Origin of the sequence: Silvibacterium bohemicum, assembly GCF_001006305.1 — a bacterium.
Taxonomy (GTDB): domain Bacteria; phylum Acidobacteriota; class Terriglobia; order Terriglobales; family Acidobacteriaceae; genus Silvibacterium; species Silvibacterium bohemicum.
The window spans coordinates 359,883-383,679 of record NZ_LBHJ01000001.1 but is presented as its reverse complement, the minus strand read 5'-3'; the positions used below and the strand labels follow the sequence as shown (position 1 = coordinate 383,679).

Below are 23,797 nucleotides of genomic sequence, written 5' to 3'. Positions count from 1 at the left end.
TGTCTCGGGTGAGAGGCTTTCATGCAGACATTGCGGCAAGATATCGCCTATGCACTTCGCCAGATGCGCCAGTCTCCCGTCTTCACGTTGACCGCCATGCTTACGCTGGCACTGGGGATCGGCGCGACTACCGCCATCTTCTCGCTGATCAACACGGTGATGCTGAAGTCGCTGCCAGTGGTCGATCCGGCAAGCCTCTATCGCATCGGCGAAGGGGCCAGCTGCTGCATCCAGGGCAGTCCGCAGGGAAGCTACGGAATGTTTTCCTACCGTTTCTACCAGCGCATGAAAGAAAACACGCCGGAGTTCGCCGAGTTGGCCGCGTTCCAGGCCGGTGGGTCGGAGTTCAGCGCAAGGCGAGGCGAGAACGACCGCGTGAGCAAGCCGCTGCGCGGCGAGTATGTGAGTGGAAATTACTTTGCCACGTTCGGCGTGGGCGCATTCGCCGGTCGCACGCTTACTCCAATAGACGATCAGCGCTCGGCGACGCCGGTAGCGATGCTTAGCTATCGCGCGTGGCAGCAGGAGTATGGATCTGATCCGCACATGGTGGGGTCTTCGTTCATTCTCGATGGCCATCCCTTCACCATCGTCGGCATCACTCCACCCGGCTTCTTCGGCGAAACTCTGCGCAGCAATCCTCCGGAAGTGTGGGTGCCGCTTCAACAGGAGCCGTTGTTTCGCGGAACGAATTCGCTCCTCAACGAGTTCTCGGCGTGGCTGCGCGTGATTGGACGACTTCGCCCTGGCGCTTCTCCAGATGCCTTGCCCGCGCGGCTTACCAACCTGCTGCAGCTCTGGCTGGTGAACGACAGCGGCATGCCTGCGGAGTGGATGACCGGGGTCAAGGCCAGCCTACCGAAGCAGATCGTCAAGGTGATTCCAGCCGGAACCGGCATTGGAGTCATGAAAGCCAACTACACCGACAGCCTGCGTATTCTTCTCGCCGTCTGCTGCATGGTATTGCTCATCGCCTGCGCGAACATTGCGAATCTACTGCTTGCACGCGGTACTGCGAGACGCGCGCAGACCTCGGTTCGCCTGGCGCTGGGTGCTTCGCGACAGAGGCTCATTCGACAATCGTTGACGGAGAGCCTGGTTCTTTCGGTTCTGGGTGGCCTCGCCGGATTGGCCGTTGCGTATGCGGGCGTGAAAGCGATCGTCGCGCTGGCCTTTCATGGAGCGCAGTTCGTGCCCATCGACGCGCGGCCTTCGCTGCCGGTTCTGGCCTTCGCCTTTGTGCTCTCCCTAGTGACCGGCGCGCTCTTCGGAACGGCTCCCGCATGGCTCGCTTCGCATGCCGACCCCGCAGAGGCGTTGCGTGGCGCGAACCGCAGCACGCGCGACAGCTCTTCGCTTTCGCAGAAGGTTCTGGTCGTCGTTCAAGCCACGTTGTCGGTCGTGCTGCTCACGGGCGCGGGCCTTTTGACCCGTAGCCTGACGAAGCTTCAGCACCAGGACTTCGGCTATGAGACCGATCATCGCATCACGATCAGCCTCACGGCTCCATTCTCTTCATATCCCTCTGCGAAGCTGGACGCGATGTATCGCGAGCTGCAGGCCAGGCTCTCGCATATCCCCGGCGTGGAGCGTGCCGCGCTTGCGCAATATACGCCGCTGCAGGATAACTGGGGCGAATTTGTCATCCGGCAGGGGCATGGTATGCCGAATGTGAATGAGGACGCCGGCTCGTCGTGGGACCACGTGAACCCCGGCTATCTCGAAACGCTGGGAGAGCCGATTCTTCGCGGCCGCTCGATCACCGAGCAGGATACGGCATCAACTCAGAGCATCGCCGTAGTGAACGAGGCTTTTGTCCATCGATTCTTCAAGCAAGGGGAAAACCCGATAGGTGCGCACTTCGGGCTGGATCTGCCGATGTTCAGCAGCACTTACGAGATCGTCGGCGTAGTGCGCAACGCGAAGTACACCGACCCCGCCAACAAGGAGCCTACCAACCCGCTGTTTTTCCTGCCGCTTGCCCAGCGTGCGCATTATGACGCAGCCATCATGCAATCGATCGACGACAGCACTCACTTCATCGAAGGCGCGGTGCTGCACCTGCACGGCAGCATGGAAGGACTCGAACCTCAGGTTCGCCGCGTGCTCAGCGACGTCGATCCTAACCTGACTCTGCTCGGCATCCAGACGTTGGAGGAGCAGGTGGATTCGAACTTTGATCAGCAGCGCACGGTCGCAAACATGACGGGACTCTTCGGTATCCTCGCGCTGATCCTGGCTGCCGTGGGGCTTTACGGTGTGACGGCATACACCGTCGAGCGGCGCACCAGCGAGATTGGCGTACGCATGGCATTGGGCGCGAATCGCGGCAACGTGATGAGGCTGGTGCTGCGCGGAGCGTTTCTGCAGATCCTTCTGGGACTGGCTATCGGCATTCCAGTCTCGATCGGATGTTCGCGACTGATCTCGGCACAGCTTTATGAGGTGAAGGGCTGGGATCCGCTGGTGCTGGGCGGATCAATCGTGGCACTGGGAGTGTGCGCGTTTTTCGCCAGCATCATTCCGGCACAACGCGCGGCTTCGATCAACCCGGTGAAGGCTCTGCGCTCGGAGTAGCTGAATCGCGGAGACACGCAAATTTATGCTGAGCGGATATGCGAAATCTTTTTCGCCAGCTTAGTTAGCCACCATTCTGCCCAACCGCGATGCAGAATTCCCCAGAAGCTCCGTTGGATGGGAGCGGCTCGGACTCAAAAAGCGGAGGGCCCTGCGATCAGGTTCGTCGCGGGCCCTCAGCGGCTGAAGCCGCATGGATGGCGGGGATTGACGTACGACCTTAAGGCCGTACCTTTCCAATGCAGACTCGATCGGAGGGGCTTAGACCTGCACCATTCCGCCGTCGACGTAGAGCTCGACACCGGCGACGAAGCTCGCGTCGTCAGAGGCGAGGAAGACGACGGCCTTTGCGATCTCGTCGGCCTCGCCCATGCGGCCGAGAGGCACCTGGGAAGTCATACCTGCCCTGAACTGCTTGCCTGACTCTTCGTCTCCGACCAGGCGGCTGATCGCGGGCGTTTCGATGGGGCCGGGGCTGACGACATTTACGCGAATCTTGCGGTTTTTGAGTTCGCTGGTCCAGGTGCGGGCGAAGGAGCGGACCGCGGCCTTGGTGGCGCTGTAAACGCCGAAGCCAGCTATGCCTTTGACAGATACGATCGAGGCGTTAAGTACGATCGCACCGCCATCGGGAATAAGCGGGAGCGCCTTCTGCACACCGAACAAGACGCCTTTCACATTCACGTTGAAGATCTTGTTGTATTGCTCTTCGGTGACCTGGTCGATGCTCGCGAATTCACCGATGCCCGCATTCGCGAAGAGAATGTCGAGCCGGCCATGCTGTTGTTTGATGTGCGCGTAGAGCTTGTCGAGATCCGCGAGGTTTCCCGCATCCCCTTGAAAGCCGGACACTCCGGAGCCGATTTCCTTCACGGCGGCGTCGAGCACCTCTTTGCGACGGCCGGTGATGATGACGGTTGCGCCTTCGGCGACGAAGCGCTTCGCCGTGGCCAGTCCTATGCCTTCCGTTCCTCCGGTTACGAGTGCGATCTTTCCTTCAAGCTTCTTCGACATCGGAATTTCTCCTTTACTGCGTGACTGTGATTCATTCAGGATGCTTCGCTGCACCTGGCGGCGAAGAGCTTAATTCATTAGTTCTGAATTTATGAACTATTGAACTCCATGTCAAGCGCAGCTATCATGAATTCATGCGCCCCCTCTTCCATCCCTCTATTGAAGACGTAAGCGTAGAGGCGATTCTTCATGCGCTCAGCGATCCGGTACGGGTTGCGATCCTGGTGGAGATCGTAGGCGCAGCCTGTTCGCAGAACTGTTCGAACTTTCTCCAGGTGAACGACAAGGATATTCCAAAGTCGACCCTGTCGCAGCATTTCAAGGCGCTCCGCGAGGCCGGGCTCATTCGCGGCGAGCGGAAAGGCGTGGAGATGCACAACACGTCGCGCTGCGCGGAGATCGAACAGCGCTTCCCCGGCCTGATCCTCGCGATCGTGAACGCGCACAACATCCAATCGCGAGATCGCAGGCGCTCCGGGCGTAAGAGGAAGCCCATTTCTTAATTGCGTGGCGTAAGTGCTTGGCAAGACAGGCTTACCGGCGACGCTGGCATCGGCGCGCCCGCAGCTGTCATACTTAGTATGGTGAATTCTGGCTTCAACAACACGGTTGCCGTAGCCATGTCCGGCGGAGTGGACTCCTCGACGGTGGCGGCGATGCTCAAGGACGAGGGCTACGAGCTCATCGGGCTGACGCTGCAGCTTTGGAATCAGCGGCGGCTGGCCGGCCATGAAGGCATGCCGGAGTCGGTGCAGGGGCGCTGTTGTTCGATCGACGATGTTTACGACGCGCGCCGGGTGGCCGAAGCGCTGGGCATTCCTTACTACCTGGTCAATGAGCAGGAGCGCTTCGAGCGGGATGTGGTGAAGCCATTCGTCTCCGAGTATCTTGCGGGAAGAACTCCGATCCCCTGCTCGCTCTGCAACAATCACCTGAAGTTCGATCAGCTTCTGCTGCGCGCGCGGCAGATCGGCGCCGACCGCATTGCGACCGGCCACTATGCGCGCAACGAGTACGATCCGGAGCGCAACCGCTGGGTTCTCAAGCGGCCGGCGGACGCGAGCAAGGACCAGACTTACTTTCTTTTCGGCCTGACGCAGGAGCAGCTTTCCCGGACCATCTTTCCGCTGGGCGGCTACCAGAAGCCGCAGGTACGGGAGATCGCGGCAGAGCATGGACTGGCTCTGGCGGCAAAGCCGGACTCGCAGGAGATCTGCTTCATCCCGGGCGGCGATTACAAGCGCTTCATCGATGCCTATCTCGATGAGCAGGGCGAGTCGATTCCGGATACTACGGGCGAGCTGGTGAGCACGTCGGGCGAAGTCATGGGGCGGCACGGCGGCATTCACAACTTCACGGTGGGCCAGCGCAAGGGGCTTGGAGTTTCTTCGCCGAATCCGCTGTACGTGATTCAGATCGACAATGCCAGCCATCGCGTCACGGTTGGGTCAGACTCGGAGGCGGTATCGAAGACGGTGCGGGCACGCGACCTGAACTGGATCTCGATTCCCGAGATGCGCGTCGAGATGCGGGTGCGAGTGAAGATCCGGCACCGGCACGATCCTGCGCCAGCAACGTTGCGCTCTCTGGGGGATGGCGTAGTCGAAGCGGAGTTCGACGAGCCGCAGCGCGCGGTTACTCCGGGTCAGGCTGCTGTTTTTTACGATGGGGATGAGGTGGTGGGCGGCGGCTGGATTGTTTAATCGCTGCTTAAGCTGGGCTTTTGCCGATTTAAGGAATGACTTCCTCGGCCACTTTTACGACTGGCGGCTCTTCCGCTACATCCGGCTGTCTCTCTTTTCTCCGCAGCACATCGAAGCCGGCCTTGAGCCCTGCCATGATCCCGGTTACCTGGCGATAAGGCACCGTCGCCGCGTGTTGCAAGACTTCGGTCGCGTGCTCAACCGAGTTGAGAATCGCACCCATCATCTCGTTCAACCGGGCAGCCTGCGTGCTGGTCTTGTTGAGGACGTCGTCGATGGTGGAATTCAGATGCCCGGTCTGGTGGCGGAGTGTCTGGCTCACCTCAACCAGATTGGAAGAGGCAATCTTCAGCTTGGGAGAGAGATCGTCAATCAGCCGCTTTGACGAGGAAAGTACGGGCAAAAGTTGCCCTCTCACTTCGTCGGTGACTTCGTGCATCTTCTTGATCGATTGCCGGATAGCAAGAAACATCCCCAGCAGCACGAAGGCCTGGAGCAGGACGCCCGCGGCCGTGATCGCTGTGAAGATGATGTAGTAAATCTGCGGCAATTGCATCTGCATCGAGACTCCCGTCGTACCGCATCCATGTGCGAGGTCCTCTCGTTCCGAGAAGCCGCGAGGCGGCCACGATGACGAGAGAACCTCGGCGTCTTCTAAAAACGTTTAAGCGACGGGGTGTTCGCTCGGAGTTTCAGGCACGGTCGCGGTGTGACGATAGGCTTCGCGCCCAGCGCCGACGGCGGCCGTCACCTTTTCCTTCTGTTCAGTCACAACCTGACGGCTCTGGTTGATGAAATCTTCCCATTGCGCCTTACCGCGCTCTACATATTCCCGGCCGCGATCGACATATTCCGTGACCTGCACCCTACTGCGATCGACGATCTGGTTGACCTGCTCCGCAGCGTCGCGTGAGCGCTGTTTGAGGTAGTCGGTGCCCTCGCGGGCTCCGGTCACCAGGTCTTCGCGGGTCTCTCTCCCCGATTTGGGAGCGTAGAGTACGCCAACCAGCGCGCCGATTCCCAGCCCCGCCAGGAACCAACTGAAACCGCCTGTCTGCTTTTCTTCGGACATTGTCTTTCTCCTGTGGATTCTGCAGTTTCCCCGGAAGCTCGGATGGTACCAAATCGAAATCGCTCCGGCAACTTGCGCTTGTTTCACTTTAATTCAATTTCAATAGATGCTTTGCCGGCGGCGAATGCTGCCCATGGATTGGCATACGTCTGGCACGAGGCTTCGATTCGCGCCGTGGAGCTTACTTCCTGAGTCCCATGTACGTCTCTGTGAATCAAGGGAAGGGAATCAACGGGATGACCGGGATGCATGCCGATGAACCGGCGTCCTGATTCCGCAACTTGCCCTGCAAGGATTTGCCGCGCAAAATGTGATTTACCGCTATCGGAAAGAAGATCGTAAGGAGAGCCAAGATGCCAGACCTCAAGGCGCTAAGTTTCGCACCATTCGTTTCCCGAAGTTCATATTCCCCGACCCGCGTTTCCACCCAACTGACTGCTGCCTTGCTCGCCGGGCTGCTGATGTTCTCTGCCGGCTGCAATAAGCAATCCGCCAGCCAGCCGGCACCCCGGGCCGACGAACAGGTGGCCAGCGACATTCAGGCGAAGATCAATGGCGAAAGCGCATTGAACGGCCAGAATATCCAGGTTGCGGTGGTTGCCGGCGTGGCTACGCTGAGCGGCAACGCGGCTGACGATGCGTCGCGCGCCCTGGCCGGCAATGATGCCGGCTCCATCGCCGGAGTGAAGACGGTGGTCAACAACCTGACCGTCGCCCCGCCGCAGGTGGCGGCAGCTCCTGCTCCCGCGATGATGATGTCGGGGCCACCGAAGCCGCGTCCGGAGCCCGCGCCGCGCAAGCCGCGGCATCATGAAGACGCAGCGCCCGAGCCTCCACCGATGGAACAAGCGGAGCAGCCGGCTCCTCCGCCAGCGCCGGCGCAGGATACGGCCGTCGCTGCGCCGCCTCCCGCGCCAGCACCCGTTCCGGCTCCGCCTCCAGCGCCGTCCAAGCCGGTGGCCAAGACCGTCATCCTGCCGGAGGGCACGGTGGTTCCGGTGCGCATGACTGATTCGCTGGATAGCGCCAAGGCGCAGCCGAATGAGAGCTTCCGCGGAACGCTGGCCGGGGACCTGATTGCCGACGGCATGATCGCGCTGCCGCAGGGCACTACGGTCATCGGCCGCATTGTGGACGCCAAGGATGCTGCTCACTTCAAGGGCAGCGCGCTGCTTTCGATTGAGCTGACCGCGATCGACGTTCACGGCCGCTCCATTCCTCTGGTCACCGACACCTACACCAAGGAGGGCCCGGGCCGGGGCAAGAACACGCTGGCGAAGAGCGGCGGCGGCGCGGCACTGGGAGCCATCATCGGGGCGCTGGCCGGGGGCGGCAAGGGCGCGGCTATCGGAGCCGTGGCCGGAGGCGGTGCGGGTGCGGGCGTGAACGCGGTCACCCGCGGACAACAGGTACAGATCCCGACCGAGACGCTGGTGAATTTCCACCTGCAATCTCCGGTGACGGTGACCACCTCGCGGGCCATCGGTGCTCCGCGGCAGAACGACGACAGCCAGCCGCAGCTGCAGCCACGGCAGAATCCCGCTCCGTCGAATTAAGCATGACTGCAGAGCCTCTCGCGGCCAGAGTATGGCCGCGAGAGATTGATGACGAGCCTTCGTTGTGCGAGGGGGGTGTTCCCTCAGCGGCTAAAGCCGCATTCATTTTGCTTAATTTACGTACGGCCTGAAGGCCGTACCCTTCCAAAATTAAGTTGCTTGATTTACGTATGGCCGTACCCTTCTAAGACCAGACTTGGTCAGCAACCTGAGGCGGTCAGCAGTATGGCCGCTTTTTCTTTTGCTCCGGAGTAGTTAGGTCTAGAAGCAAAAGCCCGGGCTTGAAGCTTCCTTCATTTCGTCGGCTTATTCGTGAGGCTGAAGCCTCACGCTCCCTCCGGAAAAAGCAAATCGATGGGCTGGGCTTGATCCGGATCGGTGAGCTGGGCTTTGGTCCGGAGAGCATGGCAAAGTGCGGCAAGCGCTGATAGAGAAGTTAAAGAAGAGGGAAGCAGGGCTGGCGATGGGCTTTTCATCGGCCTGAGTTCAGAAAAAAATCGAAGTGGTCTTCAATGACAAAGGCCGCGCTCGAGAGAGCGCGGCCTTTGTTGTGTCCGATTGACTTTGCTAGTTGACGGTAACGCTGACCGTGGTGGAATTCGTGATCTTGCCGGTCGACGCGTCGGCTCCGGTTACAGTAACCATGTAAGTTCCTGCAGTCGTGCCGGGGTTGGTGGTGCCACCACCGCCTCCGCCACTGCTGCTACCGCTACCGCCGCACCCGATGCCCAGGCCAACCACGGCCGCGAAGACCAGGACCCCGAGGATGGAGCGCCAGCTACGCCGGCGAGCCGGGATGGAGAAGAGGAGCAATCCGGCAACCGCGATTCCTCCACCGACCGCAAAAAACTTATTCAGCGGACGGTCGAGCGAACTGGTGGTAGCTGCCGTGGTGTTCACGGTCAGTGGGGTGGTTACAGCGGCCGCCGCCGTGACACTGACCGAGCTGGCAATCGAGCAGGTCGGTACGTCGTTCGCGCCGCTAGGACTGGTTGTGATCGAGCAGGAGAGGTTGACCGTGCCGGTAAATCCACCAGCCGGAGCTACTGAGATGGTTGAGGTTGCGCTGGCTCCGGGGCTGATTGCCGCAGGGGCCGTTCCGCTGAGGGCAATTGCAAGCGCAGGGCTAACAATGATGGGGATGGGCAACGTGGCGCTGGTTGTGTTCCCCTGGGTCGCAACGAGCTCCGCGGTGTAGGTGCCCGGAGGTGTCGCCGAAGTGGTGGTTACGGTGAGCGTGGAGGAGGTGCCATTCGCGGCAGTGGCCGGTGCGCTGCAGGTAACACCTGCAGGGCTGTTCGTGACGGTGCAGGAAATGGATGTGACGCCGGTGAGGCCGCCCTGCGGTAAGACGGTCAGTGAGGCGGTCGCGGTATCGCCCGGATTCTGGATGGCGATACCGGCTGGGCCTGAGAGTGCCAGTCCTGGGAGCAGGGTGGTGGCCGGTGCAATCACCGAAAGGCCCAGGGTGTGAACATATGCACCCGTGGAATCGGTGCCCGTGATCAAGAGGTTGTAGGTGCCGGCAGTCGTCACGTTGTCGTTGTTTACGGTCACCGCGACAGCAGCGCTACCACCTGCCGTGAGGACGGGAGAAGCGTTGCTAAACACGCACTCCACTCCGCCCGCACTGGCACAGGCGAGGTTAACCGCACCGCTGAATCCGTTGACGGAGCTGATGTTGACGGTATCTGGCACGGTGCCCGATGAGGGAATGGTCAGCGTGGTAGCCGTGGGGATCAGAGAGAAGTCCGCGAGGGGGTTGGCAATGCTCACTGCAGGGGAAGAAGAGGGAGCATAGACCGAGTCGCCGGAATAAGCAGCCGTTAGAACATTTGCGCCCTGAAGGAGTGACGTACTGTCCACGGTGATTGTTACGGAGGAAGTAACACCAGTCGTTGATGGAACAAGGGTCAATGGGTTGAAGTTGTAACCCGACGTCTCGAGAGTTATTGTCCCCGTGGGAGCAGTGGTTCCCGTTCCCGTCACTGTGACAGTTACATTGATCGCAGCATCGGGCGAAGTCGCCGGGCCACTGGTCGTAATAGCCGCGCTGCTGGCCTTAAGACCCGAAGGCGGGCTTACAAATTGAAGGCCTCCAGATGTCGACGACCCGGTGTAGTTGCCATCACCGCTATAGGTGAATGTCATGGTGTAAGTGTTCGCTGCAACGGAAGCCGGAAAAGCGACCGTCGCATAGCTCGACGTAGTGCCGGCCTGAGCATCCACACCGCTAGAGGCAACTGGAACGCTGGTCGGGGTTCCCGATGGACCGCCGCTGATTGTGACTGTCCCAGTCGGCGCCATGCCAACGCCGCTGGACTGGATGACGAGCGTGAAGGTCGTCGCCTGCCCCGCGTATAGCGTGGAGACCGCGGCTGTGGGCGTAATCGTCGTGGGCGCCGGGGTGACAGTATAGGTAATTGCCGCAGCGGTACTCGGGCTGTAGCTGCCATCGCCCGAGAATGCCGCAGTGATCGAGTGCGAACCGATTTGCGTCGTGAGATGTGCCGCGACGGGATCGGTGGGATTATATTCGGCGTCTCCCTCGGTATTGACCACCGCAGTGTTGACCGCCGTGCCGCTGTCAGAGAACGTGACGGTTCCGGTGGGGCTTGTAAAGCTCGCTGTGCTGCAGCTTGCCGGAGCAGTCGCCACGTTAACGCACTGGTTGTAGTACGTGGTCGGAAATGCCCGCCCAGAAAGAACCAGCTGCGTTCCGTAAGGAATGCTTGCAGTGCCCGAGGGAACAACAACGTAAGCTCCGCTGCTGTTTGGGCTTAGTACATTCAGATTAAGGCTGCTGGCCTCGGGATTGACCGTGATCTGAACCGGGGCGGATTGGCTCGCGGTATTGGTGGAATCTCCGCTATAGCGAGCCCACACGTTATAAGTGCCACCAGGGAGAATGCTTGTTGGACCGCTGAATGCTCCGCCGCTCAGAGGAAGCGTAATTTGCCCCTGCTGCGAGGTCCCGGTGCTGCTGGTTTCGATCGCTACTGATCCCGTTGGGGTGGCCGTCCCGGTACCGGTCTCGGCAACTGTTCCCGTAAAGGTCACCGGCGAGCCATGGGTCACGGTTGTACCTGCCGTGGGAGAGGTTAGCGTCACGCCGCTCGAAGCGAACTTGACATTACCCCAGTTCGTGACCAGCTGATTGGCGTCGATGGACCCTAGTCCGGTAGCGAGGTCGTAACCGGTTCCTGCGTTATATTCGGGCGTGGTTCCGGTGCCGATCTGGCCTTCCTGAGCTGCGCCCAGGTTTGGATCGGTTGCGGTGATTGGATTGGAAACCTTGATGCAGCCAGGGGTAGCGCTCGGTAGGAATTCGCACGGCACGGAATTCGTTCCCACGGTCACATCATGGAAAGCGGCGGGGAATTGCGCGGCGAGTGGATAGAGAACAAAGTTCGCCTGTCCCTGAGGACCGTATTTCTGATTGACCAGGGCCATGATGCCGGCAAACGAAGGTGTTGCGCCCGAGGTACCGCCGACCCCGGTAATCTGAACAGGATTACTGCCGGAAGGAGACTGGCAATCGCCGTCCGCCGCGCAAACGGGGAAGAAGCTATAGTTCAAGCCGTCCGCAGCGAAGAGCGATAGGTCAGGAATGTCACGCACATTGTCTGCGGGCACACCTGCGCCGGTCTGCCACGATGGTTTGGGATATCCGCCCGTGCAGGTAGCCCAACCGCCGTTGCTTGCCGTACCCGTTCCCAAGGCGCAATTGCTGGCTCCGCCGCTGCCGGCGGCGATGGTTGTCGTGCCATCTGCACTGAAGAAATTTATCGCGTTCAGCCCGTACTGGCTGTCGTTCCAGGGTTGTTCGGGAATAGGCTGAAGCAGCGAAACCGCAGGCAACTGGGTGGGGGTGGTGCTCCAGTAGGTTGAAGCGCTGGCCGCACCGGTCGCGTAGTCGCTGTAGTAAAAGTCGGTCCCGCCGACGGCAACGTTATAGGGAGTCGCCGCCCAGCTTCCTATTGCCTGGCCGCTAACTGCATATACCTGCGTATCGTCGTTATCGCAACCTGCCGAGCCGGAGTCTCCGGCGGCTTCCAGAACGGTGATGCCTTGAGCGGCAGCCTGCTCCCATAGAGCCGAAATGAAAGCGTTGGAAGAGCCGGCCTGCTGTTCGCATCCGCCTGTCGAGATACTGGAGCTGATGATGGGGGCGATATTGCTGTAGACAGCGCGCTCGGCAGCAAGCACACCGCCATTTTCGAGCGCCGTATCCGCCGCGACTACCAGATCGATCGTGGCCTGGGGAGCAATGGCTCCTGCCCACTCGACGTCAAGATAGGATTCCACATCGCTGCCCGCCAGAGGCCCGTCGGGGTTGTTAATGCCACCGATCCCCGGGTCATTCCCATCGATGATGACCTGCGGAGGATTCGCCGGAAGGCCGAAAAGGGTGCGGAACTGGTTCACCAGAGCGACATTGATGTTCGAAAAATCGATGATGGCAATACTTTGATTTTGACCTTCGAGTCCGGCAGTTTGCAGGGGAGTCAGATCGTACTGCACGGCGAAGTCGGCGGGCGAAAATACAAAACTCAAGCCGGTGCCGTTGGCCTGCGTCCACTGCGGTGTGGCCTTATCCGTCTTGGGGTCGTAAGTGGCTTTGCCCAGCACACGAGCCAGGCTCTTCGGCCGGAAGTTGTTGAGCGAGGCGAATCCGCCGAAGACCGGGGCCAACGCGGCGGGAATCTGCGGGTCGCTGGCGTTGGCGTAGTGGGTCTCGCCGTTCACCACATATTTATGGATCTGGGTGTTGAAGGCGGTGCGGAACTGGGCCACGCTGCCGGAGACTTCAAGGCTCTGCTTGCCGGGGTTCACCTTGGCAACATTGAAGCCCTTGGACTGCAGCCACGCTTCGAGGGTGGCGATGTCCTGGTCGGAGGGGCCGAATTGCTTGCCGAACGCATCGGGCGTCAGCCATTTGTGATAGCTGCCGGTGCCCGGCGTGTGCATGTCGGTGATGAGCTGCTTGAGCGCGGACTCCTGGGCAGGACTGCGCTGCAGCAATACCTGGATGCGGTCGAGGGGCATGCTGTCGGACGCGGCGCCTCGGTCGTTGGCGGCATTGGCCAGCGGATGGACGGTTCCCTTCAGGGTGACCCGGGCGCTTTCGTCAACAGGCTGGGTGAGGCGGTTCGCGACAGGCGAAGTGACAGCCTGAGTCGCCTGGGCCGAGAGCATCGCCGGAGCCAGGCAGAGAAGGAAGGCGGCGGCACCGAGCTTGCGGAGGTCGCGTAGAGTGGGCAGAATTTTTTGAAGCATGGCCATCCTGTTCAGTGTGAAGACAGTGAAAAACGCCTGCGCCGGTGCGCAGGAAACTTGCGGGGCGCATTCTGACGATGCGCTGGAGAACAAAGGGAAGCGTCGATGACCGGCTGGCTTGCTTCAAGGAGCAGGTTGCGAACAAAGGGGCCGGAAGCATCGTTAAGAGTTTTCAAAAGATGTTTCAAGAGAGAGGAATCCCGGGCAGGGAACTCGCTGCGGGCGTGGCGGAAAGACAAGAGATTCGCGGTGTCGAGAGATGAGGCGGCAAAGAGATCGTTCTTTTTCATCCGTATAAACGGCGCGTTAATTTCCCGGGTGGGTGAGCAACGAGCCGATCTGGACCCAGAACGATACATGGATAAGCGGAAGCACCAACGCGCAGGTATAGACGCGGATCGCGCGTATATGTTGCGAGAAAAGTAAATCAAATGGGAATAAATTGCGAGCCCATGTGTGTGCGACACAAAAACGCAGGGCCGCCTGAGCTTTTCAAGCGGCCCGCGGTCGCGATGGTCTTAATTCACGGTGAGCGTAAAGCTGGTGGTCTCGGCCAGGTTGAGCGTGCTGTTGGCGCCGGTAAGGGTCAGGGTGTAGGTGCCTTTGGGCGAGGTAGTCGCGGCCGTGGTGGTTGAGCTGCTGCCGCCGCATCCGCTGACACCCAACGTGCACAGGCCCAGCATCAGCAGAGCCGCCAGCATCGGCCAGCGGCGGCGGCGGAAGGCGGGAAATCCCAGGAGAAACAGCGAAACGAATGCCGTTCCGGCCATGGCGCGGGTTAGCTCGTTATGGCCGCGGCCTGAAGCCGGACCGCCGACTTGTACGGGCGTCGAGAAGGCGCGAGTCGCGGCCGTTGGGCAGGAGCTGGGCGTGGTGTAGAGGGTAATGGTGGCGGTCGCCGCAGCCGTGCCGCTGACGGTCGCGCTGTTCACGCAGTAGCTGAAATTGGTGAGAGTGCTGGGTCCAGACAGTGTGAAAGCCACGCCTCCGGTGAATCCTCCAGCTGGCGTTACCGTGACGGTGGAGGTTCCGCTGCTCCCCTGGGCGGCGCTGACATTGGTTGCACTCAGCGAAAACGAGGCGCTGCCATTACTGGTTGCCGCTACGGTGATAGCCAGCGAGGCCGTGGAGCCGGAGTTCGTGGCAGCGTCCGACGGGACATAGGTCGCCCCCACCGTATAGGTTCCGGCGGTAGAGGGCGTGAAGCTGTAAGTGGCAACCCCGCTCGAAAGAGTGACAGCGCTCCCAACGTTGGTGCCGTTCACGGAAAACTGAATGGTTCCCGCAGGAGTACCGGAGCCGCTATTGTCCTGGACAGTCGCCGTGACCGTAATGGCGGTGCCGATCGTGACGGAGGTGCTGGTCGCGGTCAGAACCGTGGTTGTAGCTACGGGTGACGCGCCGCCGCCGATGGAGAAGACACCGACGAAGTTTCCGGCGTCGACGGAACCCCAGCCGCTGGCCAGGTCGTAGCCGGTGGTGGCGGTGTATCCAATCGGCGAGCTGGTGCAGTCGACCGAGCCGATCTCGCAGGGGATCTCGTTGTTGCCGGTGGTGACGTCGTGGAAGGCACTGGCGTAGTCTGAGGCGGCCAGGCTGTAGATCTCGGGATTGACGTTGCCCAGGCCGTTCGCATTCAGCTTTTGGTTCAGAATAGCCAGAATGCCGGAGAAGGTGGGTGCGCCGAAGGAGGTGCCGCCGGCAACGGTGGGAATGCTGCTCGTTGCGGTACCGTCAAGAAATCCGTTGCTGCAGCTGTTGGGATCGGCGTTCGCTCCCCCCGTGCCGGAGGCGCAGAAGAGATAGCCGTCATGGTCAGGCGACGCGTTCAGGGATACATCGGGAACATCGCGGGCACTGTCATTGGGAACGCCGATGCCAGTCTGCCAGGAGGGCTTGCCGAAGAGTATGCTCTTACCGCCTCCGCCGGCATCGGGGCCGTTCGTCGTCGAGGTGTCGTTCCAGACCATCTCCGGGATGTATTCAATCGCCGAAGTGTTGGAGCTGCTGTTCGAGGAGTTCCAGTAGGTGCCGGGCGAGTTCACGTCGCCCGAAAACTCAGTGCCGCCGATCGAGGTGACATTCGGAGACGATCCCGGATAGTCAACCGCAAGCCCCTGGGTGGCTTCGTCGCCGTTGACTACGGTACTCTTCGTGCCCGAGCTTTCGCAGTCGGTTGCACCGTTGTCTCCTGCCGCGTTGACGACGGTCTGGCCCTGAGCGTTGGCCTGCTCAAACCATGATTGGAAGGTCGCAATATCCGAACCGGAGATATCGGCCTCGCAGGCTCCATAGCTGCTGCTGATGACCTGGCCGAGATTGTTGTCGATGGCGTACTGGATAGAATCGAAAACGCTAAAATCCTGGTTATTCCCAACGTAGACGAAATTGATGGTTGCGCCGGTGGCAACGGCACCGGACCACTCCACATCGAGGTCTGATTCGTCTTCGTCTCCAGCCACTGGAGTGCTGGTTCCAGATTCGGGCACCAGCGTGATGGTGGGCGTCTTTTGGGCGAGGCCGGCTGCGCTCTGGAAATGCGTTACATCGGCGGTTGCAATTGCGCTCTGGCCGACGATCACTATGGTCTTGCCGCTTCCCGTGAATCCCGCGTTGTAGAGCGGGGCGAGATCGTAGATGGTGGCGAAATCTCCAGGAGCGAGAAAGTGCTGCGCCGAACTTCCGCTGCCGAAGTTGTAGTTGCTGTTCACCGCGGAGACATGCTGAATGCGATGCAGCGAATGAGGACGGAAGTCTGCAATGTTGCGGACAGAAAGAACCACGCTGCCGAGCGCGGCGGGAATGGAAAGGGCACCGGCGTTGGCCGTGTGCACCACATCGTTCACGTTGTAGCGGTGAAGCTGGGCCTGAAAGGCCGCCTCGACCTGCGCCGCTGTTCCAGAGAAGGTGATCGCGTTCCGGCTATTCGAGATGCGGACGACATTGAATCCCTGCTGCTCCAGCCACGTCCGGACTTTGGCCAGATCGCTGGTCGATAGTCCAAACTGGCTGGCATATTGCGCCGGGGTAATCCATTGGCGAAAGAGGGGCGAGCCGGGCGTCTGTTGCGCCTGCACCAGGGCATCCAACGCCGCCTGCTGTTCGGCACTGGGCTTGAAGAACATGGTGATGCCTTCGAATTGGGTCGACGCATTGACGCGGCCGATATCGTATTGGGCTTTGGCCCGTGGATTGACGCTGTTCGGCAACTGCATCGTCGCGCTCGAATTCGGCGCCTCGATGATTCGGTCTTTAACCAGCGACTGAGCGAATGCCGCGGACGATGCGTAGATGGAAAGAAAAAATGCAAATGCCACTACGGTAAAAACATCACAGCGAGAAACAATCCTTTGCAACATAGCCCTCTTCAAGCGGAATCGACGCCAGTGGAAACTCAGACGCGATTTCGCCTTATAAGGTGGGACGAAGTTCGCCACGGCAAAGTCTACTTTCGCACGAAAGTCATCTATAAACGAACTTCATGCCATGGTATAGCGGCCGTGGTCGATGACGGCTTTGGCGACGGCGCGGCTGAGGGCGACGGTATCCGCGGGTTCGTGCTTCACCAGCCGGCGAAAGATCGCCAGCTGCGTACGCAGCATGTCACCTTCGGCGACAGCCGCGATTACCTGCCGCGCTGCGACTTCGATGATATGAAACGCCGACACTGCGTAGAGCTGGGTCATCTGCGCCGCCAGCTGCGCATGAGGAGAAGCGGATGCCGCCAGTTTGCGGGCGCGCGCCAACGCGGAGTCGAAGGCATAGACCTCGCAGATGATGTCGGCCAGCGCGCCCATGATCTCCTGCTGCTCACCGAGGCCGTTCATGTACTTCTGGCTCGCCGAGCCGGCGGCGAAGAGCGCGAGCTTCTTGGCATTGGCCAGCATCTGCACTTCTCGCGCGAGCGGGTCGTCATTGTCCTCTGTTCCGGAGAAGGACGGCGGCGACATCAGCTCATCCATTAAATCCTTGATTGCCGCGAGCAGAGGAAGCTGCCCGCTCAATGCTCGCTTCATCAGAAAGCCGGTGATGATGAGCCGGTTGATCTCGTTGGTGCCCTCAAAGATGCGATTGATGCGCGAATCGCGATAGGCGCGCTCCGCTGGATACTCCTCGACATAACCGTAGCCCGCGTAAATTTGCAGGGTGTGATCGACCACCGCATCCAGCATCTCGCTGCCCCAGACTTTGAGGATCGAGCATTCGACGGCAAATTCCTCGATGCGCTTCTGTATCTCGCGCGAATCATTCGCCTGTGCTTCGGGGATGGCCTCGAGCGCTGCATCGATCGCGCCGATGGTGCGATAGGCCATCGATTCGCCGACGTAGATGCGGGTCGCCGAGTCGGAGATCTTTTGCTGGATGAGGCCGAACTCCGCAATGGCCTTGCCGAAAGCCCTGCGTTCCTTCGCGTAGCTCACGGCATTGGCGAGCGAGTTGCGCGCGCCGCCGACACATGCCGCGCCCAGCTTGAAACGGCCGATGTTCAGAATGTTGAAGGCAATGTGATGCCCCTTACCGGCTTCGCCGAGCAGGTTCTCAACCGGCACGCGGCAGTCGTTCAGGATCACCGGACAGGTCGATGCACCGCGGATGCCGAGCTTGTGCTCTTCGGGTCCGATGCTAAGGCCGGGCGTGGTGCGCTCGACGAGAAACGCCGACATCCTCGTCTTCGATGGGTCGGGATCGGCCGGGTCGGCAATCTTGGCAAAGATGGTGAAGAGGTTGGAGAAGCCGGCGTTGGTGATCCACATCTTCTCGCCGTTCAGTACATAGTGGTCGCCATCGCGCACCGCGCGAGCGCTCATGTTCATTGCATCCGAGCCGCTGGTGGCTTCGGAAAGCGCGTAGGACGAAAGCCATGCTCCACTGGCGAGCCTGGGCAGGTATTTTGTCTTTTGCGCCGGGGTTCCGTACCACACCAGCGGCAGCGTGCCGATGCCGGTATGCGCGCTGAAGGCCACGCTGAAGCTGCCCAACACCGACATGCGGTCGGCAATGATGGCGGACGTAACCTTGTCCATGGCCAGGCCGCCGTATTCCTCAGGAACATCGACGGCCATCAGTCCCAGCTCGCCCGCTTTACGCAGCAGTGCGCAGGTGACGTCAAAATTCTTGGCTTCGATCTCCGCGGCTGCGGGGAGAATTTCGTTCGCGGCGAAGTCGGCAGTGGTGTCTGCGATCTGACGCTGCTCGTCGGAGAAATCTTCGGGAGTAAAGATGCCGGCGGGATCGGCCTCCTGCAAAAGAAAGCTGCCGCCGGTGACGGGAGTGGGCGCAACTGGAGTCGGCGCAACGGGAGTGGACATATCGCTCTTAGCTCCTCAGTCTTGAAGCACGGAGCAGTTTACTCCGTTTTTGTGCGTGGGGGATGAACCACTCAGGAGACCTTGAGACCAGCGGCTTTAGCGAGCTTTGCCTGGCGCTCATCGAAGGTCCAGAAATGCTGCGCCTTGAGTTCGATGGCTGATGCGACGTGGAGGGTATCGAGGGTTCGGCCGCCGATTCGAGATACATGACGAAGCGCCAACGCGGCAGCCGATTCGAAAACTCCCGCCGGCATCTCGGTCAAAGACCACACACCGGATTCGCAATCGCCTACAAAGCCTTTGCGTATTTTTTCCGCTGTTCCCTGAGTAAGATCGCCGCGATACACGTTCTGAGCTATGGCGTGCATCATCTCGACTTTGTGAAAGGGAGTGAGCCATATCTGCGGACGTTGAGCGATACGCCGCAATGCCCCGGGACTATGCGTATCGGATAGATAGACCGCTACCAGGAAACTTGAATCGACATAGATGTTCAATAACGACCATGGCGATCTTCTAAGAAGTTTTCGACAGCGTTAAAAACGCGATCGCCGAAGAGCTCTCGATGACGTGCCTCGAAATCAGGCCAATCTTTTTCGGATGGCACCTTCTCTTCGGGCACTATGCGACCGATCACCAGGTCCCGGTCCCGGAGTTCGATCGACTTGCCTGCCCGCAGCCACGCCTTCAACTTGCGGGTGTCGCGGAGCTCACGCATGTTCATGGTTGGCATCGATTCATTGTGGCACATAATGTGACACATCGTCGATGATGGCTTGGGGCACGGAACGCGGCCGTTACAGGTTTAATTCAAATTTTCAAATACCCCAGCGGCGCCCATGCCTCCACCAACGCACATCGTTACCAGGCCGTAGCGCAGATTCCGGCGCTTCATCTCGTAGAGCAAGGTTGCCGTAAGCTTGGCTCCGGTGCAGCCCAGCGGATGTCCCAAAGCGATCGCGCCACCATTCACGTTGACCTTCGCCGGATCGAGTCCGGCCTGCTGGATCACCGCCAATGCCTGCGCCGCGAAGGCTTCGTTCAACTCGATGAGATCGATCTGGTTAAGTTCGAGGCCGGCCAGCTTCAGAGCTTTGGGGATTGCGTGGACCGGGCCGATGCCCATCTCTTCCGGAGGACAGCCTGCGGTCGCGAAGCTGACGAAACGCGCCAGGGGCTGGATACCGAGCTGCTTCGCCCGCTCTGCGGAAATCACTATCGTTGCCGCCGCGCCGTCGGAGGTCTGCGACGAATTCCCAGCTGTCACCGAGCCCTGGGCGTGAAATACGGGCTTCAGCTTAGCGAGAGCTTCGGCAGAAGTGTCGGCGCGCGGGCCTTCATCGCGCTTAAACTCGCTCGATTTCACCTCGGGCCTGGCCGGCTTCGTGCCCGGGATGGTATTTGTCACCGTAATCGGCACAATTTCGTCGACAAACCTTCCTGCTTCGATTGCAGCCAGCGCCTTGCGATGACTGGCCAGCGAGAACTCGTCCGCCTGCTCGCGCGAGATGCCGTACTTCTTCGCTACATTCTCCGCGGTGAGGCCCATCGACAGATAAGCGTCCGGATGATTGTCGATCAGCCATGGGTTGGCGCTGAATTTATTTCCTGCGCCGGGGATCATGCTCATCGACTCGGTGCCTCCGGCGATCGAGGCCTGCGCACGTCCCGAGCGGATGGAATCGGCGGCGAGGGCGATGGCCTGTAATCCGGACGAACAAAAACGGTTGATGGTCATCGCCGATACCTCGACCGGGAGTCCAGCGCGCAGGCTCGCGATGCGAGCCACGTTGGTTCCCTGCTCGGCTTCGGGCATGGCGCAGCCGAGGATTACATCTTCGATCTCTCGCGCATCGAGCTCCGGCACACGATCGAGCGCGCCGCGAATCGCGTATGCGGCCAGATCGTCGGGGCGCGTGGCGGCCAGGGTGCCTTTGGGAGCCTTGCCGACCGCTGTGCGAACAGCAGCGGCGATATATACGTCACTCATAAAACACCTCGATGGTTCTCGCTGGGGTCATCGTAGTTAGGACGCGTGGCGACTGGCATCGGCGGTCAGTTTCCGCCATCGAGCGGAACCCACGCGCCGTTGTGAAAGTAATGGATGGATGAGGAGCGTTCGACATTGCTGTCGCGAATTCCCGCATGATCGATCGGGGCGATGTGCCGGCTCGACTTGAGTGGTCGAATCTGCGAAGCGTCGGCGATGGAGATGCCCCACGCCGCGCCGTAACCGCTGCCGGCCTCTGCGCCCAGCCATTCCTGATCGCGCTGGCTCCTCAACAGAATGGGCTGGTCCGGACGCGACTGGAAAAATGCGTAGAGCGCGGTCGTGCCGCTCGCCGAGCAAAGAACCGCCCAGTCATCGCTTCCCTGTTTTTCGAATGCGCCATGAATCACATTCTCCGGCCGGCGCGCCTCGTACGTCTGCGGCACCATGCAATTCTTCTGCTGCAGTTGACTGGCGATGGCCGCGGGCAGCGACGGGAACGAGGCCAGCGGCAGCAAACGGATGCGATAAGCGACTTCCGTGCCGCTGGGCAGGCGCGCGCTTCCGGTCTCGGCCTTCTCCGCAAGATCGGGTGAAGACTGCGATGGCGCTCCGGATTGCGCCCGTGCGGCGGAGATCATGACAAGAAACATGAGGAGGATGCTCGTGCTTTTCAGGAGCAAGGCAGCCTCGAATCCGAATGACTCATCGTTCCCGTCATATTTCATCCTGCTCTTCCTTAGATTGCAAACGCGGGCGGGATTGCAGCCATACGCGCGTTTCTGTATTTGATTCTCGCGATTCACTCGATCAGTTCCGTAGCGGCTTTCCGGTTTGCAGCGTGTAAGCGATGCGCTCCTGTGTTTTGCGCTCGCCGCACAGCGAGAGGAAGGCCTCGCGCTCCAGGTCGAGAAGATATTGTTCACTCACGAGGGAGCCGGGAGTCAAGGAACCTCCGCACAGGATGTTCGCGATGTGCGTGGCTACTTTCACATCGTGATCGCTGATGTACTCCGCCTTTCGCATGAGATGCACACCCAGCTTCAAGGTTGGCAGCACGGCTTCGCCGGGGACGGGAACGGTACGCGGCACGGGCGCGGTGAATCCGCCTTCGGCGAGAGCGATGGCCGTCTCCCTCGCGTCGAGGAGAAGGCGCTGGCGATTCATTGCGATGGGGTCGGACGGTGCGAGCAGGTCTAGCCCACGCGCCTCTGCAGCCGAAGTCGAGACCTTAGCCATCGCTACAGTTTCGAAGCGCTGACGCAACGCATCCTGCAGGTCGGCAGAGAGCGCGAAGCGCAACGGCGCAGCAGCAGGATCGATCCCCACAGAGGCGCGTGCAGCATCGATGGCGTGCAGCGCCATCTCCTTGGTGCCACCGCCGCCAGGCACCAGACCGACGCCGGCTTCGACGAGCCCCATATACAACTCGGCATGGGGATGACGGCGCGCAGCGTGCAGCGAGATCTCCGTTCCTCCGCCGAGGCACATACCGAAGGGCGCGGAAACCACCGGGCGCGGACAGAACTTGATCGCGGACGTCATGCGCTGAAAAGCGCGAATGGCCTGCTCAACTTCGTCCCACTCGCCCTCCTGGATGACGAGGAGAAGCTGCATGAGGTTGGCGCCCACAGAGAAGTCGCCGGCATCGCCGCCGATGACAAAGCCGCGGAAGTTCCGCACGTGCTCGCTGGATGGATTGAGCGTCTGCGTAATCATCGACACGATGTCGTCGCCGATGGCGTTCTTCTTCGAATGCAGCTCGAGCAGCGCGATGCCTTCGCCGATGTCGAGGAGCGAACAGCCGGGGTTCTTGCGCACCACCTTATTCGCACTGCGAAAGCTTGCCGCCGTGGCGACGCCTGACGGCAGGCTCACGGCGCGATAACTCTTCGTTGCGGTGTCGAAGACCTGTGGCTCTTCCGGCTGATCCCGATACGGCTGGTCCCGATACCAGGAGGAATTTCCCGATGCCAGCAGAGTTTCGGCCTGCGTGCTTATGTGCGCACCATCCGCGCGCTGCCGCTCGACTGTTGCAGCCACGCCTGCGGCATCCCACATCTCGAAGGGACCGAACTCCCAGTTGAAGCCGGTGCGCATGGCGCGATCGATGTCCGCGGGCGAGTCGGCAATCTCGGGCAGGACATCGGCGGCGTAATTCCAGATGGATGTCAGCAGGGGAAAGAGAAAGGCCGCGGCTTTGTCTTTCTTCGTATCGCCGCCGAGGACGAGGCGCAGACGCTCGGGCAGCGATTCGGCATTCTTCGCCATTTCGATCGATGGAAACTTTGGCCGCGCTGCTTCACGATATTCGAGGGTGCGCCAATCAAGTGCTAGGCGATTCTTTTTCGGATCGGCGATGGCCGGGTCTTTCCTGTAGAAGCCCTGCCCGGTCTTGTCGCCCAGCCAGCGGCGCTCCAGCATGGCCGCGATGAAGTCAGGCAGCTTGATGGCGGCCGCGTCGTGCCCTTGAGACGCGGCGAAGTTCCGCGCCACGTGCGCCAGCACATCGATGCCAACCATGTCGGCAAGGCGAAAGGTGCCGGTGCGCGGCCAGCCGATGATGGAGCCGGTGAGCGCGTCAACATCTTCGATGTTCAGGTCCTGCTCCTGCATCAGGCGCACCGCGGTGAGCATGGAGAAGACGCCGATGCGGTTGGCGATGAAGTTGGGCGTGTCGCGGGCGAAGACGATGGCCTTGCCCAGCCTGCGGTCGGCAAATGTCGCGATGGAGGCGACGGCGTAAGCGTCGCTCTCCGGCGTAGGGATGACTTCGACCAGCCGCATGTAGCGCGGCGGGTTGAAAAAGTGCGTGCCGAACCAGCGCCGGCGGAACTCCGGCGTGGCTTTCGCGGCTATCGACGCCACTGGCAGGCCGCTGGTGTTGGTGGTGACGATGGCTTGGGGATGCAGGTGCGGAGCAATCTTCCCGATCAGCGCCTGCTTGATGTCGAGGTCCTCGACGACGGCTTCGATCACCCAGTCGCAGTCTTTCAGCCGCTCCAGATCGTCTTCGAAGTTGCCGGGCGTAATCAGCGCGGCGCTGGCAGCATCATAAAACGCAGCGGGCTTGGCTTTGAGCAGCGCCGCTATTGCGCTCACGGCGATGCTGCTGCGCGAGGCAGCGTTTCCCGGCGGAACGATATCCAACAGGAGCACCGGTACGCCAGCATTCGCCAGATGGGCCGCGATGCGCGAGCCCATGGCTCCGGCTCCGAGAACGGCAGCGCGGCGCAGCAGAGGAGTGGAACCAACGGATGGCGATGCGGAAGGGCTCATTATGATAAGGTTCTCCG

General features: G+C 60.7%; 15 protein-coding genes. 4 read left to right on the top strand and 11 right to left on the bottom strand.

Annotated features, from left to right (window positions below):
* Positions 1-21 precede the first annotated feature (21 nt).
* The gene (locus XX99_RS01665) at positions 22-2,577 is read left to right on the top strand and encodes an ABC transporter permease (protein ID WP_050057632.1); all 2,556 of its coding nucleotides are present in this window, start codon (positions 22-24) and stop codon (positions 2,575-2,577) included.
* 261 nt (positions 2,578-2,838) lie between these two features.
* Here the strand turns inward: XX99_RS01665 and XX99_RS01660 are convergent, their stop codons facing one another.
* The gene (locus XX99_RS01660; RefSeq protein WP_050057631.1) at positions 2,839-3,591 is read right to left on the bottom strand and encodes a glucose 1-dehydrogenase; all 753 of its coding nucleotides are present in this window, start codon (positions 3,589-3,591) and stop codon (positions 2,839-2,841) included.
* 134 nt (positions 3,592-3,725) lie between these two features.
* Between XX99_RS01660 and XX99_RS01655 the strand changes: the two genes are divergently transcribed.
* On the top strand, positions 3,726-4,094 hold the full coding sequence (locus XX99_RS01655) for an ArsR/SmtB family transcription factor (protein ID WP_050057630.1): 369 nt from the start codon (positions 3,726-3,728) through the stop codon (positions 4,092-4,094).
* Between the two features lie 78 nt (positions 4,095-4,172).
* Complete coding sequence (gene mnmA / locus XX99_RS01650) at positions 4,173-5,294, top strand: tRNA 2-thiouridine(34) synthase MnmA (protein ID WP_050057629.1); 1,122 nt, start codon at positions 4,173-4,175, stop codon at positions 5,292-5,294.
* A 28-nt stretch (positions 5,295-5,322) separates the two neighbouring features.
* Here the strand turns inward: mnmA and XX99_RS01645 are convergent, their stop codons facing one another.
* Together XX99_RS01645 and XX99_RS01640 are read right to left on the bottom strand one after the other, a co-directional pair.
* The gene (locus XX99_RS01645; RefSeq protein WP_050057628.1) at positions 5,323-5,856 is read right to left on the bottom strand and encodes a hypothetical protein; all 534 of its coding nucleotides are present in this window, start codon (positions 5,854-5,856) and stop codon (positions 5,323-5,325) included.
* Between the two features lie 102 nt (positions 5,857-5,958).
* Entirely contained in the window at positions 5,959-6,366 is a 408-nt protein-coding gene (locus XX99_RS01640) for a YtxH domain-containing protein (protein WP_050057627.1), read from the bottom strand.
* 353 nt (positions 6,367-6,719) lie between these two features.
* On the opposite strand from XX99_RS01640, the gene XX99_RS01635 reads away from it, so the two are divergent.
* Positions 6,720-7,922, top strand: coding sequence for a BON domain-containing protein (locus XX99_RS01635; protein ID WP_050057626.1), 1,203 nt, complete (start codon positions 6,720-6,722; stop codon positions 7,920-7,922).
* A 567-nt stretch (positions 7,923-8,489) separates the two neighbouring features.
* Here the strand turns inward: XX99_RS01635 and XX99_RS01630 are convergent.
* The 8 genes from XX99_RS01630 to XX99_RS01590 form a co-directional block, all read right to left on the bottom strand.
* On the bottom strand, positions 8,490-13,202 hold the full coding sequence (locus XX99_RS01630) for an Ig-like domain repeat protein (RefSeq protein WP_184084475.1): 4,713 nt from the start codon (positions 13,200-13,202) through the stop codon (positions 8,490-8,492).
* A 518-nt stretch (positions 13,203-13,720) separates the two neighbouring features.
* Positions 13,721-16,519 (bottom strand): protease pro-enzyme activation domain-containing protein, encoded by a 2,799-nt coding sequence (locus XX99_RS01620; RefSeq protein WP_184084472.1) that lies wholly within the window; start codon positions 16,517-16,519, stop codon positions 13,721-13,723.
* A 162-nt stretch (positions 16,520-16,681) separates the two neighbouring features.
* Positions 16,682-18,511: an acyl-CoA dehydrogenase family protein gene (locus XX99_RS01615; RefSeq protein WP_050057622.1), complete on the bottom strand. Its 1,830-nt coding sequence runs from the start codon at positions 18,509-18,511 to the stop codon at positions 16,682-16,684.
* Between the two features lie 71 nt (positions 18,512-18,582).
* Positions 18,583-19,008 (bottom strand): type II toxin-antitoxin system VapC family toxin, encoded by a 426-nt coding sequence (locus tag XX99_RS01610; RefSeq protein ID WP_050057621.1) that lies wholly within the window; start codon positions 19,006-19,008, stop codon positions 18,583-18,585.
* Complete coding sequence (locus XX99_RS01605) at positions 19,005-19,235, bottom strand: hypothetical protein (RefSeq protein WP_050057620.1); 231 nt, start codon at positions 19,233-19,235, stop codon at positions 19,005-19,007. The genes XX99_RS01610 and XX99_RS01605 overlap by 4 nt, the downstream gene beginning before the upstream one ends.
* Positions 19,236-19,316: 81 nt before the next feature.
* Complete coding sequence (locus XX99_RS01600; RefSeq protein WP_050057619.1) at positions 19,317-20,501, bottom strand: acetyl-CoA C-acyltransferase; 1,185 nt, start codon at positions 20,499-20,501, stop codon at positions 19,317-19,319.
* Between the two features lie 65 nt (positions 20,502-20,566).
* Positions 20,567-21,229: a hypothetical protein gene (locus tag XX99_RS01595; protein ID WP_050057618.1), complete on the bottom strand. Its 663-nt coding sequence runs from the start codon at positions 21,227-21,229 to the stop codon at positions 20,567-20,569.
* Between the two features lie 82 nt (positions 21,230-21,311).
* Positions 21,312-23,780 carry a 3-hydroxyacyl-CoA dehydrogenase/enoyl-CoA hydratase family protein gene (locus XX99_RS01590; RefSeq protein WP_050057617.1) on the bottom strand — a complete coding sequence of 823 codons (2,469 nt, stop codon included), beginning with the start codon at positions 23,778-23,780 and terminating at the stop codon, positions 21,312-21,314.
* Positions 23,781-23,797 lie beyond the last annotated feature (17 nt).

What these genes read in the sequence shown, in the direction of transcription:
- XX99_RS01665 (WP_050057632.1), top strand. Translation starts at nt 22, where the DNA reads ATGCAGACATTGCGGCAAGATATCGCCTATGCACTTCGCCAGATGCGC.
- XX99_RS01660 (WP_050057631.1), bottom strand. Translation starts at nt 3,591, where the DNA reads ATGTCGAAGAAGCTTGAAGGAAAGATCGCACTCGTAACCGGAGGAACG.
- XX99_RS01655 (WP_050057630.1), top strand. Translation starts at nt 3,726, where the DNA reads ATGCGCCCCCTCTTCCATCCCTCTATTGAAGACGTAAGCGTAGAGGCG.
- mnmA (WP_050057629.1), top strand. Translation starts at nt 4,173, where the DNA reads ATGGTGAATTCTGGCTTCAACAACACGGTTGCCGTAGCCATGTCCGGC.
- XX99_RS01645 (WP_050057628.1), bottom strand. Translation starts at nt 5,856, where the DNA reads ATGCAGATGCAATTGCCGCAGATTTACTACATCATCTTCACAGCGATC.
- XX99_RS01640 (WP_050057627.1), bottom strand. Translation starts at nt 6,366, where the DNA reads ATGTCCGAAGAAAAGCAGACAGGCGGTTTCAGTTGGTTCCTGGCGGGG.
- XX99_RS01635 (WP_050057626.1), top strand. Translation starts at nt 6,720, where the DNA reads ATGCCAGACCTCAAGGCGCTAAGTTTCGCACCATTCGTTTCCCGAAGT.
- XX99_RS01630 (WP_184084475.1), bottom strand. Translation starts at nt 13,202, where the DNA reads ATGCTTCAAAAAATTCTGCCCACTCTACGCGACCTCCGCAAGCTCGGT.
- XX99_RS01615 (WP_050057622.1), bottom strand. Translation starts at nt 18,511, where the DNA reads ATGTCCACTCCCGTTGCGCCGACTCCAGTTGCGCCCACTCCCGTCACC.
- XX99_RS01605 (WP_050057620.1), bottom strand. Translation starts at nt 19,235, where the DNA reads ATGAACATGCGTGAGCTCCGCGACACCCGCAAGTTGAAGGCGTGGCTG.
- XX99_RS01600 (WP_050057619.1), bottom strand. Translation starts at nt 20,501, where the DNA reads ATGAGTGACGTATATATCGCCGCTGCTGTTCGCACAGCGGTCGGCAAG.
- XX99_RS01595 (WP_050057618.1), bottom strand. Translation starts at nt 21,229, where the DNA reads ATGAAATATGACGGGAACGATGAGTCATTCGGATTCGAGGCTGCCTTG.
- XX99_RS01590 (WP_050057617.1), bottom strand. Translation starts at nt 23,780, where the DNA reads ATGAGCCCTTCCGCATCGCCATCCGTTGGTTCCACTCCTCTGCTGCGC.